The sequence below is a fragment of the Dermacoccus sp. NHGro5 genome (genome assembly GCF_017565385.1).
Classification (GTDB): domain Bacteria; phylum Actinomycetota; class Actinomycetes; order Actinomycetales; family Dermatophilaceae; genus Dermacoccus; species Dermacoccus nishinomiyaensis.
This window is the reverse complement of the sequence record NZ_JAGEKQ010000008.1, coordinates 83376-97168: the sequence shown is the minus strand read 5'-3', so window position 1 is coordinate 97168 and position 13793 is coordinate 83376. Positions and strand designations below refer to the sequence as shown.

The following is a 13793-nucleotide window of genomic DNA, read 5'->3' as shown; positions in this document are numbered from 1 at the left end:
GCGGCACGACGCACGAGTGGGGCATCCCCGACGTCGCCCTTCCTCACTCGAGCGATCCCACGCATGGGTGGGGCATCACGAGGCGCGTAACCTCAACTCGGCGCGACAGCGGTGAAGACCGCGACGACGAAGCCGTCGTCATGCGCGGGGGAGCGCATCTCCCACGTCGAGAAGCGCGCGTCGAGGCGCCAGCCGGCGGCGTCGGCGTCGTCGAAGAACTGCTCGAACGTGTAGCCGCGGCCCGCGCCGAAGCCGACGGCGAGGCGCCCGCCGTCACGCACGCACTGACGCATCGCGGCCAGGCCGTCGCGGCGTGCGTCGTCCGGCATGAACGGCATGACGTTGCCCGCGCAGACGATCGCGTCCAACGGCGTGACGTCGAGATCGTCGAGGGACAGCCGTGCGAGGTCGACCACCTCGAAACGCAGCGACGGGTGGTCCTCGCGTGCGGCGGCGATGAGGACGGGGTCGAGGTCGACGCCGACGACGTCATGCCCGAGGGCACTCAACGCGGCGGCCACACGTCCCGGCCCGCAACCCGCGTCGAGAATGCGTGAGCCGGGCGTGACGAGCGCGTTGACGAGCCGCGCCTCGCCACCGAGGTCGTCGCCGCGCGCCGCCATGGCGCGGATGCGGTCGACGTACCACTGCGAACGCGTCGGATCCTCGCTCACCCACTCCGCCCAGCTCGGGTTCTCGCGTCGCGACTCGCGCGTCGGCTCGGTCATGCCAGTCTCCTCGTCGTGGGTCGCACGTCTGCTTCCATCATCGGGGCCGGGGGCACAGGACGGCGCGTGGTTCGGCGCCTCGCCGAAGCCTGAACATGCGGGGCACGGACTCGAGAGACCGTGCCATGCGGTTTCCGAACGGCGTCGGCTCAGCCCCCGAAGCCGTTCGGGTTGGCCGACTGCCAGCGCCACGTGTCGGTGCACATGTCGTCGATGGTCTTCTGGGCCTTCCAACCGAGTTCTTCGCGAGCGCGCGTGGGGTCGGCGAACGTCGTCGGCAGGTCGCCCGCACGTCGCGGCCCGACCTCGTAGGGCAGTTCGCGGCCGCACGCCCGCTCGAACGCGTGCAGCAACTCGAACACGCTCGTGCCCTCACCCGTGCCGAGGTTGAACGCGCGCGCCGAATCGTCCATGGCGTCAAGATGATCCAGCGCCGCGACGTGCCCCGCCGCGAGATCGACGACGTGGATGTAGTCGCGCTCGCCGGTGCCGTCCTTCGTGTCGTAGTCGTCGCCGAAGACCCCGAGCTTCTCGCGGCGCCCGACGGCGACCTGCGCGATGTACGGCATGAGGTTGTTCGGGATGCCGCTCGGATCCTCACCGATCAGCCCCGACGAGTGCGCGCCGATCGGGTTGAAATAACGCAGCAGCGCGGCCTTGAAGCGGGGCGAGGCAGCGGCGACGTCGGTGACGATCTGCTCGATCATCGCCTTCGTCCAGCCGTACGGGTTCGTCGCGCGCAGCGGCTCGTACGTCTCGCTGTACGGCAGCGGCGCGTCGGGCCCGTACACCGTCGCCGACGACGAGAACACGAACTTCTCGACGCCGTGCGCCGTCATCGCCGACAGCAGCGAGAACGTCGAGTCGAGGTTGTTCGCGTAGTACATGAGCGGCTTCTCGACGCTCTCGCCGACGGCCTTGTACCCCGCGAAGTGGATGACGGCGTCCGGCTTCACCGAGGCGACGAGGGCACTCGTCGCGGCAGCGTCCGTCAGGTCGATCTCGTGCAAGTCGATCGAGCGGCCGGCGATCTTCTCCAGGCGCGGCAGCACGGCCGGGCTCGAGTTCGAGAAGTTGTCGGCGATGACGGGTTCGTGCCCCGCCTCGATCAGGGCAAGGACGGTGTGGGATCCGATGTAGCCGGCACCACCGGCAACGAGTACGCGCATGACCTCAGCCTAGGCGCCCCACCCGCCGAGAACGATGAGACGCGGCTGTGCGCCGGCCCAGGGCATCTCGGGCATCAAGGACGCCGCGGCCGCAGCCGACATCCGCAGCGCCCCGCGGCGAGGGCTCACCGATACGTGATGAGCGAACGATCCCCGCCGAGATGAGCGTGGTCGTTGAGGCTCACTGCGGTGAGCGCCGACCCGGCAAGCACCGTCGTCACGCCCGTGTTGACGGTCACCTCGTTGAGGCGCCGCCACACCGTCGCCGCACCGTCAGGCAACGCCGCGGGCAGCGTCGATGCCGGTGACGGCGCCGTCAGCAGCCCCGCGGCGACCCACGCGATCGGCCCGCCGGAGCTGACGACGACGGCGCTGCGCCCCGACTCGAGGCGCGAGGTCACGCGCCCGAGCGCGAGCGCGACGCGGTCGCGGAACTGCGAGAACTTCTCGGGATAGTCGTCGTCGAAGTCGCCACTCGCCCAACGCGATGCGGCCGCGACGAACATCTCCTGAAACGCCTTGCGCGGGTGACGGTGACGCGCGAGGTCGGCGCGCATGACGGCGTGGTTGCGGTACGCGGGCTTGTACGCCTCGATGATCGCGTCGTGGTCGTACTCGTTCCACCCCGCATCCGTGCTGACGTCCGACTCCCACCCGGCGGCTTCCCACAGTCGCGACCCGGTGAGTTGCTGACGCCGCATCGTGCCCGTGACGAGGACGTCGGGCGTCACGCCGCGCGCCGCCAACCCCTCGCCGGCGAGGCGTGCCTGACGTTCGCCGAGCTCCGACAGCTGGTCGTATGCCGCGCGCGAGGGCCCGGCCTGCCCGTGCCGCACGAGGTGGATGACGCTCACGACAGCCGTCCCGCGCGTCGCATGAGGCGCCGGCAGCGCCATTCGAGGTAGATCACCATGCCGCGAAACTGCTTGAACGCGGGGTTGCTCGTCTGGCCGTTCGCATACCGGTAGTAGATCTGCTGGGCGATGACGGCGAGTCGGAACAGGCCGAAGATCTCGTAGAACAGCTGATCCTTGGGGCTGATCGCGCGCCCCGACGCGTGCGCGTAGTACTGCCACACCTCGTCGCGCGTGAGCATGCCGGGCGCGTGCGTGGGCTGACGGCGTGAGCCGCGCATGATGCGGTCGTCGTCGGCCTGCACCCAGTACGCGAGGGCGCCGCCGAGATCCATGAGCGGGTCGCCGAGCGTCGCCATCTCCCAGTCGAGGACACCGATGACGCGCGTCGGGTCGTCGTGCGCGAGGACGAGGTTGTCGAAGCGGAAATCGTTGTGGATCAGGCAGTTTCCGACGTCGTGTGGCTGGTGCTCGTCGAGCCAGGCCATCACCTTCTCGAACGATCCGGTGCCATGACGCACACCGTGCGTACGTGCTTTGCGGTAGCGCGCCGACCATCCGTCGACCTGCCGCTTGACGTACCCCTCGCCCTTGCCGAAGCGCTCCAGCTCGGTGCCGGCGACGTCGATCGAGTGCAACGCGACGAGCTGGTCGATCGCGGCGGTGCACAGCGCCCGCACCTCGGCCTCGCCGAGACCCAGCTCAGCGGGAATGTTCTTGCGCAGGATGATGCCGTCGAGGCGCTCCATGACGTAGAAGTCGCTGCCGATGACGCCGGCGTCGTCGCAGAACGCGATCATCGGCGCGACGGCGGGGAACACGGGCGCCAGCGCGCGTTGGATGTCGTGCTCACGGCGCATGTCGTGCGCGCCCTTCGCCTTCGTGCCCGCCGGCGGACGACGCAGGATGAGGTCACGGGTCGGGTAACGCAGCAGATACGTCAGATTGCTCGCGCCGCCGGTGAACTGCTTGACCTCCGGCGCCGCGTCGAGTCCGCTCGTGTCTGCGTCGGGGTGCGCGTGCTCACGCAGCCATGCGGCGACGCGTTCGACGTCGAACGCATCCTCGCCGCGCACGTCGGAGGCGTTCGTCGCGACGTCGTCGACGGGCGCCGCCGTGGGGGCGGTGGGGGCCGCGGGAGCGCCAGGAGTGTCCGGGGCCGGGCTCACTTGGCCTCACCCTTCGCGGCGGCCAGGTAGGGCTTGAGCTCGGCGCGCGCGACCATGCCGAGGTGCACCTCGTCGGGGCCGTCGGCGAGACGCAGCGAACGCGCCGTCGCATAAGCGGACGTCAGGGGGAAGTCGTCGCTCATGCCACCGCCGCCGTGCATCTGGATGGCGAAGTCGATGACGTCGCAGGCGATCTGCGGCACGACGGCCTTGATGGCGCTGACGTCGACGCGCGCGCCTTCGGTGCCGTAGGCGTCCAGCTTCGCTGCCGCGTTCTGCACGAGCAGACGCGCCATGTCGATGTCGATGCGGGCCTTCGCGATGCGCTCGCGGTTGCCGCCGAGCTGCACGAGGGGCTTGCCGAACGCGACGCGCTCCGTGCCACGACGGCAGGCGCGCTCGAGCGCCATCTCGGCGAGCCCGATGAGGCGCATGCAGTGATGGATGCGGCCCGGGCCGAGGCGTCCCTGCGCGATGGCGAACGCCTGACCCGGCCCCGACAGCACGTTGGACGCCGGCACGCGGACGTTCTCGAGCGACACCTCGCAGTGCCCGAGCGGCTCGTCGAGCTGACCCATGACGGGCAGCGCACGCTCGATCGTCACACCGGGCGCGTCGGCCGGCACGAGAACCATCGAGTGCTGGGCGTGACGCGGTGCGTCCGGGTCGGTCAGACCCATGAAGACGAACACCTTGCAGTCGGGGTGCGCTGCACCGGAACTCCACCACTTGCGGCCGTTGATGCCGATCTCGTCCCCGTCGACCTCGGCACGCGCCGCCATGTTCGTCGCATCCGAACTCGCGACCGCGGGCTCCGTCATGAGGAACGCCGAACGAATCTTTCCCTCGAGCAGCGGCACGAGCCACTCCTCCTGCTGCTCGCGCGTGCCGTACTTGAGCAGCACCTCCATGTTGCCGGTGTCGGGGGCGTTGCAGTTGAAGATGAGCGGCGCGAGCGCCGTACGGCCCGTCTTCTCCGCGATGGCGGCATAATCGACGTTGGAAAAACCCTTGCCGCCACGCGTGCCGAAGCGTGCGGCCCACTCGTCGCCGTGCTCGCCGGCGGGCAGGAACAGGTTCCACAGCCCCGCTTCGCGTGCCTGCGCCTTGAGCTCGTCGATCTTCGGGTGCACGACGAACGAGTTCTCGCCGCGAGCGCGCATCGCGGCGTAGTCGCGCGTGATCTCGGCCTCGGCGGGCTCGATCCTCTCGCGCACGAAGGTATCGACGTCTGCGGCGATCTCGGCCGCGCGGGGCGAAACGGTGAGGTCCATGTCTTGACCGTAACCCCTTTGTTGAGCAATGCTCAATAGGGTGAGCGAGAAAGATTCCAGACCCCGTCAGCGCCTGACACAGGACGAGCGCCGCCGTCAGCTGCTCGGCATCGGGCTGAAGATGCTCACCGAGCGACCCATCCAGGACGTCGCGCTCGACGCCGTCGCCGAGGAGGCCGGCATCTCGCGCGGGTTGCTCTTCCATTATTTCCCGTCGAAGACCGCGTACTACGAGGCTGTCGTCGCAGCCGCGGGTCGCCGCATCCTGCGCAACGTCGCCCCGCCCGACGACGTGACGGGCCGCGCGGCGCTCGCCGCGATGGTCGAGGCGTTCGTCGCTCAGATCGAACGCCGACACGAGCTCTATCGCGCCCTCGTCGAGGGCAGCCTGGCCGACGTCGGGGGAGCCGAGGTCGCTGTCACGCTGCGGGAGCGCCTCACCGACATCGTCCTCTCTTCGCTTGCCACAGAACCCGATTCGACGACGCCGCACCCCGCCGTCGTCCACGCCTGGCTCGCGTACGTCGAGGATCTCGCCGTCCAGGGCACACGCCCCGCCGTGCGCGAGCAGTTCGACGCCGGCGCCACCGTCCGTCATGCGCTGGCGGCGCTCGACGCGTTGAGCGGCGTGGCGATCACGCCGTCGCACTTCTCCCCCCAGGACGACGGCGCGCCCCGCCACGACTGCGGGCCTGACGTGCCCCAGCCCGTCACCCCTCACGATCACACCTCCCAGACCCCCACCAAGGAGTAGCCATGCGCGCAGTTCAGGTCGTCACCCTCGACGGGCCCGGCGCCGTCCGTATCAACGACGTCGACGCCCCCACGCCGAAGCCGCACGAGGTGCTCATCGACGTGCGCGCCGCCGGGTTGTGCTACCCCGACGCGTTGCTGACCCGTGGGCTGTACCAGATGAAGCCCGAGCCGCCGTTCACGCTCGGGGCCGAGGTGGCGGGCGTCGTCGCCCAGGCGCCCGAGGGGTCGGGGTTCAGCGTGGGCGACCGTGTCGTCGCCTTCCCCGGCTTCGGGGGGATGGCCGAGCAGGTGTGCGTCGCAGCGCCGTTCGCCTTCCACCTGCCGGACGACGTCAGCTTCGAGACGGGTGCGGCGCTGCCCATGAACTACCTCACCGTGCAGTTCGCCCTCGACCGACGTGGGCGCCTGGCCGAGGGGGAGACGGTGCTCGTGCATGGTGCGGCCGGCGGCATCGGCATCGCCGCGATCCAGCACGCCAAGGCGCGTGGTGCGCGCGTGATCGCCGTCGCCTCGAGCGACGACAAGCGCGCGATCGCCACCCAGGCCGGCGCGGACGACGTCATCGCGCCCGACGGGTTCAAGGACGCCGTCATGGAGCTGACGGACGGCCGCGGCGTCGACATCGTCGTCGACCCGGTCGGCGGCGACCGCTTCACCGACTCGCTGCGCAGCCTCGCAGTCGAAGGCCGCTTGCTCGTCATCGGGTTCACCGGCGGCGCGATTCCCGAGGTGAAGGTCAACCGGCTACTGCTCAACAACGTCGATGTCGTCGGCGTCGGGTGGGGCGCGTTCTGGATGCCGCGCCCCGAGACCGTCCCCGCGCAGTGGAAGGCGATCGAGCCGCTCGTCGCCTCCGGTCAACTCTCACCCGTACTCGGCGAGGTGCGCCCCCTCGAGCGTGCCGGCGAGGCCATCGCCGAGATGGAGGAGCGCCGCGCGACGGGCAAGCTCGTCCTCACGCTGTGACGGTTCGGGTGCCGCCCGGTGCCGAGCCGGGCGCACTCGCCTCGTTCTGCTCGGGATCCGCTCTGCAGGCCCGGCGCACGAGCAGGCCGGTGGCGCCGATGAGGGCGCCGACGACGAACACCGTCACGGCGAGCAGCCCCAGCATCCCGGCCAGGACGGCGTTGATGACACCGGAACCTGCGTGGGTCGTGACGTACTCGCTCGTCGGCAAATGGCCTCCCCCTCAGCAGCCGCGTCGCCTGCGCCGATCGCGCTTAGGGTGCGACTCACGCTCTTGGCTCAGCCAAGCACGGATCGTCGGCGGGCGGGGTTTGCGAGGACGTGAAAAGGTGGGGGCATGTCGTGGAGTTCCGAGCAGATCGCCTGCGTCGAAGGAGCGCGTTTCGCGCCGAGCACCATCGGGTACGAACGTGAGGACGTCGAGCGCCTGCGCCGTCGCGCCGTCATCGCGATGAGAGCCGGCAAGCCGCTGCCCGACCTCGATGCGATGGTACTGCGGCGCACCGCGCGCGGCGGGCTGAACCTCGGGCAGGTCGACGGTCTGCGCACCGTGCTGTCGGTGTGGCGACGCACCACGCCGATCGAGGATCCGCAGGACGTGGCACGTCGCGCTCAGGAAGCCGAACTGGCGGCCTTCGCGGGTGCGCGTGACGGCGCGCCGCGCTGGAGTTCGCAGCAGATGGATCGCGTGCGCGACAAGCACTTCACGTTGCTGCGGCGCACGGCGACGAGCTACGACGAGAGCGACGTCGACGACTACCTCGACTCCGTCGTCGTCGCGATGCGCCGCGGCGTCGAGCTGCCCGACCCGGCGCAGGCGCGTTTCGCGTCGTCGGGCTTGCGGCGCGGATACGACCCGAAAGAAGTCGACGACTTCCTCGACGAGATCGCCCACCTGCGACCGGAGGGATGACGAGCGATGACCGATCCCGACAAGCCCGCCCACGACAGCCGGGCCCCTGAGAACCAGGCTCCCGAGAACCGCGCCCTCGAGAACTCAGGCGATGAGAAGTCGGCCCCCGTGACGAGCTCGCCGGTCGACGACGCCGCGCAGAGCGGCACACCTGCAGGGGTCGACGAGTTGCGTCGTGCGACGCGCGCCGAGGTCGACGCCGAGGGCCTGCCCGACGAGAACACTGTCTCGAAGGCGGCGGTCTACCTCAACCGCAAGCTGCCGCGCACGCGCACCATCACACAGGGGCTCGTGCGTGACGCCGAGGGTCGGGTCATGCTGTGTCAGTTGTCGTACAAGAAGTTCTGGGATCTGCCCGGCGGTGTCGTCGACCCGCACGAGTCACCGGCGCACGCCCTCGTGCGGGAGATCGCGGAGGAACTCGGCGCGACGGCGACGATCACAGGTCTGCGTGTCGTGTCGTGGCTGCCGCCGTGGCGCGGCTGGGACGACGCGATGCTCTACCTGTTCGACGTCGAACTCGACCGTCCGGCAGGCGAATTCGCGCTGCAGCGCAAGGAGATCGCCGGCATCCACTTCGTCGGCCTCGACGAACTCGACGACCACGTCGCGGCCTACACCGCCAAGGTGATCCGGCGCGCCGTCACGGCGATCGAGAACGGCGAGAGCGGTGTCTACCTCGAGAACGGTGACGAGCCGGGCTGGGCCTGAGCCTCAGACGCGGTAGTCGCTGCGCTCGTCGTCCGGGTCGATGATGAGCCCGAGGATCCATGACACGACCGACACGATGGCGGCTCCGACGACAGCGGTCGGCCAGAAGCGGTCGATGTGGAACGCGACGCCGAGCTGACCCGCGAGCCACGACGTCAGCATGAGCATCGCCGCGTTGATGACGAAGATGAACAACCCGAGCGTCAGGACGAGGAACGGCAGCCCGAGCAGCTTCGCGAGCGGCCGCACGAGCGCGTTCACGACGCCGAAGAGTGCGCCGACGACGAGTGCCGTGACCAGCTTCGTCGAGTTCGTCGTGAACCCGTCCGCGAGCGTCATGCCCTCGAGCAGGGCGGCGGCCACCCAGATGGCGGCCGCGTTGATGGCGACCTTGACGAGTGTGCGCATGAACCCACTCTGCCCCGCAGGGCTGAAAGTTTCCTCGATCTGAGCGGCGCGCTCGCTGACGGCCGGCCTCAGGTCTGCGGTTGGGTGAACGCCCACTGGATCATCTCGCCCAGGTGGGGGACGTACGTGTTGTAGTTGTGCCCGCCGTGCGCGATCCACATCGCCGACACGTGCGGATCGGCCTTGGCCAGGTCGGCCATGCGCTTCGAGGTGGTCCAGGTCGCCTTGTCCTCGCGGCTCGCGACGACGAGCATGCGCGTCGTGGGCATCTGGTAGAGGCGGTAGAGGTAGGACGGGGAGTTGAGGTCGCGCTCACTCTTCGAGCGGTAGAGGTCGCCCGTCGTTCCGTCCGTCAGCGATTCGAAGTACCCACCCATCGAGACTGCCGAGCCCCATGGTGAACCGGAACGGGTGTAGAGCGCCTTGGCCGCGCAGTACCCGCCGGTGCTCCAGCCCAGCGCCGACCACTGCTTCGACTCCTTGGCGACTCGCAGGTGCGAACGGATGGCGTTGGGCACCGTCCGCGTCAGGAACGTCAGTTCCTGGGGGCCGTGCGTGATGTTGGTGCACTCGGTGTCGCGTCCCTGCACCGTCTGGTAGGGCGCGAACACGGCGACGAACGGGGCGGTCGTCCCCTTCTCGACCAGAGCGCTCGCCGTCTGACCGAAGTTGAGGTTCTCGACGGTGGAGCCGACCGTGTTGGCGTAGCCAGGCAGCACGACGAGGACGGGGTAACGCTTGTTGGCGTTCGCCTTGTCGTGGTAGCCCGGCGGCAACCACGCGACGCTCTGCGCGGTGCCACCGCCCGGCGTGGTGATGGGGAACGACTCGAAGCTGCCGCTGCCGGCGGAGCTGGCGTCGACACCACCGGCGGCGATGGCGGCCGCGCCGTTGTCCGTCTTGCCGAGCGCGTCGTCCCAGCTCGAGTAGAAACCGTACTGACGGTTGACGTACAACCCGAGCGAGGCGACGGCGAGCACCTGGGCGACGACGACCGCCACCCAACTGCCGACGGCGCGCTGCCACGTCGCCTTCGTGCGCTGGCGCACCAGGACGAGCGCCAGTGGCACGATGACGGCACCGATCACCACGAGGGTGAGCAGCGACGGGCTGGTGATGGACAAGGTGGCCTCCCCTGATCTGATTCTCGGCGTCATTAAAGGTGCCCTTGCTGGGGGAACGATGAAGAACATCTGGAAACCTCGCGCGGCCTAGGCTGGGAGCATGAGCGAATCGCTGGAGACCCCCGTCCGTCTGCGCACCACCCTCGACTCCGTGCCGGGATACAAGCCGGGCAGGCCGGCGGCCACGGCCGCGGAGGATTCCGAGCGCGGCGTCACGAGCGTGTTCAAGATCTCCAGCAACGAGAACCCGTACCCGCCGCTGCCGTCCGTGCTCGACATCGTGTGCGAGGCCGCGACGACGATGAACCGTTACCCGGACATGGCGTCGTCGGAGTTGACGCACGCCCTGGCGCAGCGGGTGGGTGTGAGCGCCGACGAGGTGAGCTTCGGCACGGGCTCGGTGGGCGTTCTCGCCTCCCTCATCCAGATCACGTGCGAGCCGGGCGACGAGGTCGTCTACGCGTGGCGCTCGTTCGAGGCGTACCCGATCGTCGTCGCGCTCGCGGGGGCGCGCTCGGTGCAGGTGCCGCTCGACGCCGACGCGCGGCACGACCTCGATGCGATGGCGGCTGCCGTCACCGATCGCACGCGGCTGCTCATCGTCTGCACACCCAACAATCCGACAGGCCCGAGCGTGCGTGCTGACGAGTTGCGCGCGTTCCTGCGGTCGCTGCCGGAGGATCTGCTCGTCGTGCTCGACGAGGCTTACCTCGAGTTCGTCGTCGCGGACGATGCGCCGGACGCGCTCGCCATCTACCGCGAGTTTCCCAACGTCGTCGTCCTGCGGACCTTCTCGAAGGCCTACGGCCTCGCGGGGCTGCGCGTCGGTTACGCGTTGGCGCGCCCGCGCATCACGACGGCGCTGCGCAAGGCGTCCACCCCGTTCGGCGTGAGTGACATGGCGCAGAAGGCCGCCATCGCCAGCATCGCAGCGTTCGACGAACTGCAGGAGCGCGTCGTCGCCCTCGTCGCTGAGCGCCGACGCGTCGTCGACGCCCTGGGCGAGGCGGGCGTCGACATCCCCGACACGCAGGCCAACTTCGTGTGGCTGCCGCTCGGCGAGCGGGCACTCGAGTTCGCCGCCTTCGCGGACGAGAACGGTCTCGTCGTGCGCCCCTTCGACGGTGACGGCGTGCGCTGCACGATCGCCGAGGTCGAGGCCAACGACCGTCTCATCGACGTCGTGACGCGCTTCTACGCGGGGTGAGTCGTCTCTTCAGGCTAGATTCGAGTGGTGCCGATCACATCGTGAGACAGGGGTTTCGCGCCTCGATACGACTGTGAACCTGGACGAAGAAACCGTCGTTCGGATGCGAATTACTCGTCGGTAGCCGGGTAGCGTCTCCTAGGTGGCGTGATCTGCGTCACAAGCCCTGTGGTGGCGTCCCGCACTCCGTGACGTCACCCCCGAACGCCTCGCGCCCCGCACTCAGGGCGACGTCGCGCAAGGAGGAAACGATGACGATTCCCGACGCTTCGCGCACCAATCACGCAGCGCACCTCGATGGGGTGACGCACGTGGCCGGTCATGCCCTCGACGGCAAGCCGGACATCACCGACGGCGGCCCCGACATGGTGCAGCTCATCGCACCCGACGGCACCCGCTCGCCGATGACGAGCGTCAACGAGCCGTACATGGAAGCGCTCAAGGCCATCACGGCCGAAGAGGTGCGCGCAATGTACCGCGACATGGTGCTCGTGCGCCGATTCGACATCGAGGGCTACAGCCTGCAGCGCCAGGGCGAGCTCGGCCTGTGGCCGCAGCTGCTCGGCCAGGAGGCCGCCCAGGTCGCCGCCGGCCACGCGCTGCGCGAGCAGGACTACGGCTTCCCCGGCTACCGCGAGCACGGCGTCGCGTTCTGCCGCGGCATCCAGCCGAGCCAGGTCTTCGCGCTCTACCGCGGCGTCACGCACGGCGGCCACGACCCACGCAAGCACAACTTCAACACCTCGACGATCGTCATCGGCAACCAGATGCTCAACGCCGTCGGCTATGCCATGGGCCTGCGCCTCGACGGTGTCGTCGGCACGGGGGACGTGAACGTCGACGCGGCCGTCATGGCATTCACCGGCGACGGCGGCACGAGCCAGGGCGACTTCAACGAGGCGATGGTCTACGCGGCCGTCAACCACTCGCCGATGGTCTTCTTCATCCAGAACAACGGCTGGGCGATCAGCGAGCCGAACACGCGTCAGTTCATCATCCCGCCCTACAAGCGCGCTGACGGCTTCGGCTTCCCCGGCGTGCGCACCGACGGCAACGACGTCCTCGCGACGTACGCCGTCACCCGTCGCAGCCTCGACAACGCGCGCAGCGGGCTCGGCCCGACGCTCGTCGAGGCGTTCACCTACCGCATCGGCGCGCACACGACGTCCGACGACCCGTCGCGCTACCGCGACTCGGCGCACGTCGAGGCGTGGAAGGCAAAGGATCCGATCGCACGTCTGCGTTCGCTGCTCGAGCGCGAGAACCACGCCGACGCGGCGTTCTTCGACGACGTCGACGCCGAGGCCAAGGAACTCGCCGCCGAGTGGCGCCGCTCGTGCCTCGAGATGCCCGACCCGGAGATGACGGCGATGTTCGACCACGCGTACACGGTCATGGACGACCAGCTCACCGCTCAGCGCGACGAGTTCGCGGCCTACCTCGCCTCCTTCGAGGACGATGCAGCATGAGCGGCGCTTCCACGAGCACGGCCCCCGGCGCCGAGAAGGCCGCGAAACCGAAGAAGGCCCCCAAGCTCTCCCTTGCCAAGGCGCTCAACGCGGCGATGCACGACGCGATGGCGGCCGACGACAAGGTCGTCGTCATCGGTGAGGACGTCGGCGAGCTCGGTGGCGTCTTCCGCCTGACCGACGGGTTGAAGAAGGAGTTCGGCGAGCGCGTCATCGACCCGCCGCTGGCCGAATCCGGCATCGTCGGTTCGGCCGTCGGCCTCGCGATGCGCGGGTACCGCCCGATCGTCGAGATTCAGTTCGACGGGTTCGTGTACCCGGCGTTCGACCAGATCGTCAGCCAGGTCTCCAAGGTGCACAACCGCACCGAGGGCGCCGTCAAGCTGCCCATGGTCATCCGCATCCCGTTCGGCGGCGGCATCGGCGCCGTCGAGCACCACAGCGAGTCGAACGAGGCGTACTTCGCGCACACCGCCGGCCTGCGCGTCGTGGTCTGCTCGCGCCCCGTCGACGCGTACTGGATGATGCGTCAGGCGATCGACTGCGACGACCCGGTCATCTTCTTCGAGCCCAAGCGCCGCTACCACGAGCCCAGCCCCGACCAGCTCGACCTCGCAGCCGGCCCCGCTCGCGGCCTGTTCGAGGCCGAGGTGCTGCGCGAGGGCACCGACCTGACGCTGCTCGCGTACGGCCCGATGGTGCGCACGTGCCTCGACGTCGCCGCGGCCGCCGAGGCGGAGGGTCGCTCGCTCGAGGTCATCGACCTGCGCACGCTGTCGCCGATCGACGAGGAGACGATCTGCGAGTCCGTGCGCAAGACGGGCCGCGCCGTCATCGTGCACGAGGCCGCACGCTCGTACGGGGTGGGCGCCGAGCTGGCCGCGCTCCTGCAGGAGCGCTGCTTCTATTCGCTCGAAGCGCCCGTGCAACGCGTCACCGGCTACGACATCCCCTACCCGCCGAGCCGCCACGAGCGCGAATACCTGCCCGGGCTCGACCGCATCCTCGACGCCGTCGACGCGTCCTTCAGCTACTAGGAGTACCG

Annotated in this window: 15 protein-coding genes; 7 read left to right on the top strand and 8 right to left on the bottom strand. The window is 69.3% G+C overall.

Annotated features, from left to right (window positions below):
- Positions 1-92 precede the first annotated feature (92 nt).
- The 5 genes from J4Z35_RS04655 to J4Z35_RS04635 form a co-directional block, all read right to left on the bottom strand.
- Positions 93-728, bottom strand: coding sequence for a class I SAM-dependent methyltransferase (locus tag J4Z35_RS04655; protein WP_208065389.1), 636 nt, complete (start codon positions 726-728; stop codon positions 93-95).
- Positions 729-877: 149 nt separating this feature from the next.
- Positions 878-1897 (bottom strand): UDP-glucose 4-epimerase GalE, encoded by a 1020-nt coding sequence (gene galE / locus J4Z35_RS04650; RefSeq protein ID WP_208065388.1) that lies wholly within the window; start codon positions 1895-1897, stop codon positions 878-880.
- Between the two features lie 125 nt (positions 1898-2022).
- Entirely contained in the window at positions 2023-2751 is a 729-nt protein-coding gene (locus tag J4Z35_RS04645) for a histidine phosphatase family protein (RefSeq protein ID WP_208065387.1), read from the bottom strand.
- On the bottom strand, positions 2748-3920 hold the full coding sequence (locus J4Z35_RS04640) for a phosphotransferase family protein (RefSeq protein WP_165583756.1): 1173 nt from the start codon (positions 3918-3920) through the stop codon (positions 2748-2750). Before J4Z35_RS04640 ends, J4Z35_RS04645 begins: the two co-directional genes overlap by 4 nt.
- Positions 3917-5194, bottom strand: coding sequence for an acyl-CoA dehydrogenase family protein (locus J4Z35_RS04635; protein ID WP_208065386.1), 1278 nt, complete (start codon positions 5192-5194; stop codon positions 3917-3919). Before J4Z35_RS04635 ends, J4Z35_RS04640 begins: the two co-directional genes overlap by 4 nt.
- Positions 5195-5234: 40 nt before the next feature.
- Here J4Z35_RS04635 and J4Z35_RS04630 point away from each other — a divergent pair, with 40 nt between their 5' ends.
- Positions 5235-5948, top strand: a complete 714-nt coding sequence (locus J4Z35_RS04630; protein WP_208065385.1) for a TetR/AcrR family transcriptional regulator — start codon at positions 5235-5237, stop codon at positions 5946-5948.
- Between the two features lie 2 nt (positions 5949-5950).
- The gene (locus J4Z35_RS04625) at positions 5951-6916 is read left to right on the top strand and encodes an NADPH:quinone oxidoreductase family protein (RefSeq protein WP_208065384.1); all 966 of its coding nucleotides are present in this window, start codon (positions 5951-5953) and stop codon (positions 6914-6916) included.
- Here J4Z35_RS04625 and J4Z35_RS04620 read toward each other — a convergent pair.
- The gene (locus tag J4Z35_RS04620; protein WP_038566657.1) at positions 6906-7127 is read right to left on the bottom strand and encodes a hypothetical protein; all 222 of its coding nucleotides are present in this window, start codon (positions 7125-7127) and stop codon (positions 6906-6908) included. The two genes, J4Z35_RS04625 and J4Z35_RS04620, sit on opposite strands and share 11 nt — an antisense overlap.
- Positions 7128-7253: 126 nt before the next feature.
- Here J4Z35_RS04620 and J4Z35_RS04615 point away from each other — a divergent pair, with 126 nt between their 5' ends.
- Both J4Z35_RS04615 and J4Z35_RS04610 read left to right on the top strand, forming a co-directional pair.
- The gene (locus tag J4Z35_RS04615) at positions 7254-7829 is read left to right on the top strand and encodes a DivIVA domain-containing protein (protein ID WP_144693651.1); all 576 of its coding nucleotides are present in this window, start codon (positions 7254-7256) and stop codon (positions 7827-7829) included.
- A 6-nt stretch (positions 7830-7835) separates the two neighbouring features.
- Positions 7836-8540, top strand: a complete 705-nt coding sequence (locus tag J4Z35_RS04610) for an NUDIX hydrolase (RefSeq protein ID WP_082740537.1) — start codon at positions 7836-7838, stop codon at positions 8538-8540.
- A gap of 3 nt (positions 8541-8543) precedes the next feature.
- Here the strand turns inward: J4Z35_RS04610 and J4Z35_RS04605 are convergent, their stop codons facing one another.
- Positions 8544-8948, bottom strand: coding sequence for a phage holin family protein (locus tag J4Z35_RS04605; protein WP_208065383.1), 405 nt, complete (start codon positions 8946-8948; stop codon positions 8544-8546).
- A gap of 68 nt (positions 8949-9016) precedes the next feature.
- A complete protein-coding gene (locus tag J4Z35_RS04600) occupies positions 9017-10072 on the bottom strand; it encodes an alpha/beta hydrolase-fold protein (protein ID WP_208065382.1) in 1056 nt (351 codons plus the stop codon).
- Between the two features lie 100 nt (positions 10073-10172).
- Here J4Z35_RS04600 and hisC point away from each other — a divergent pair, with 100 nt between their 5' ends.
- The 3 genes from hisC (at position 10173) to J4Z35_RS04585 (ending at position 13785) form a co-directional block, all read left to right on the top strand.
- Positions 10173-11279 (top strand): histidinol-phosphate transaminase, encoded by a 1107-nt coding sequence (gene hisC / locus J4Z35_RS04595; protein WP_208065381.1) that lies wholly within the window; start codon positions 10173-10175, stop codon positions 11277-11279.
- Positions 11280-11530: 251 nt separating this feature from the next.
- Positions 11531-12748: a thiamine pyrophosphate-dependent dehydrogenase E1 component subunit alpha gene (locus J4Z35_RS04590; RefSeq protein ID WP_243754858.1), complete on the top strand. Its 1218-nt coding sequence runs from the start codon at positions 11531-11533 to the stop codon at positions 12746-12748.
- Positions 12745-13785, top strand: coding sequence for an alpha-ketoacid dehydrogenase subunit beta (locus J4Z35_RS04585; protein WP_208065379.1), 1041 nt, complete (start codon positions 12745-12747; stop codon positions 13783-13785). Before J4Z35_RS04590 ends, J4Z35_RS04585 begins: the two co-directional genes overlap by 4 nt.
- Positions 13786-13793: the final 8 nt, after the last annotated feature.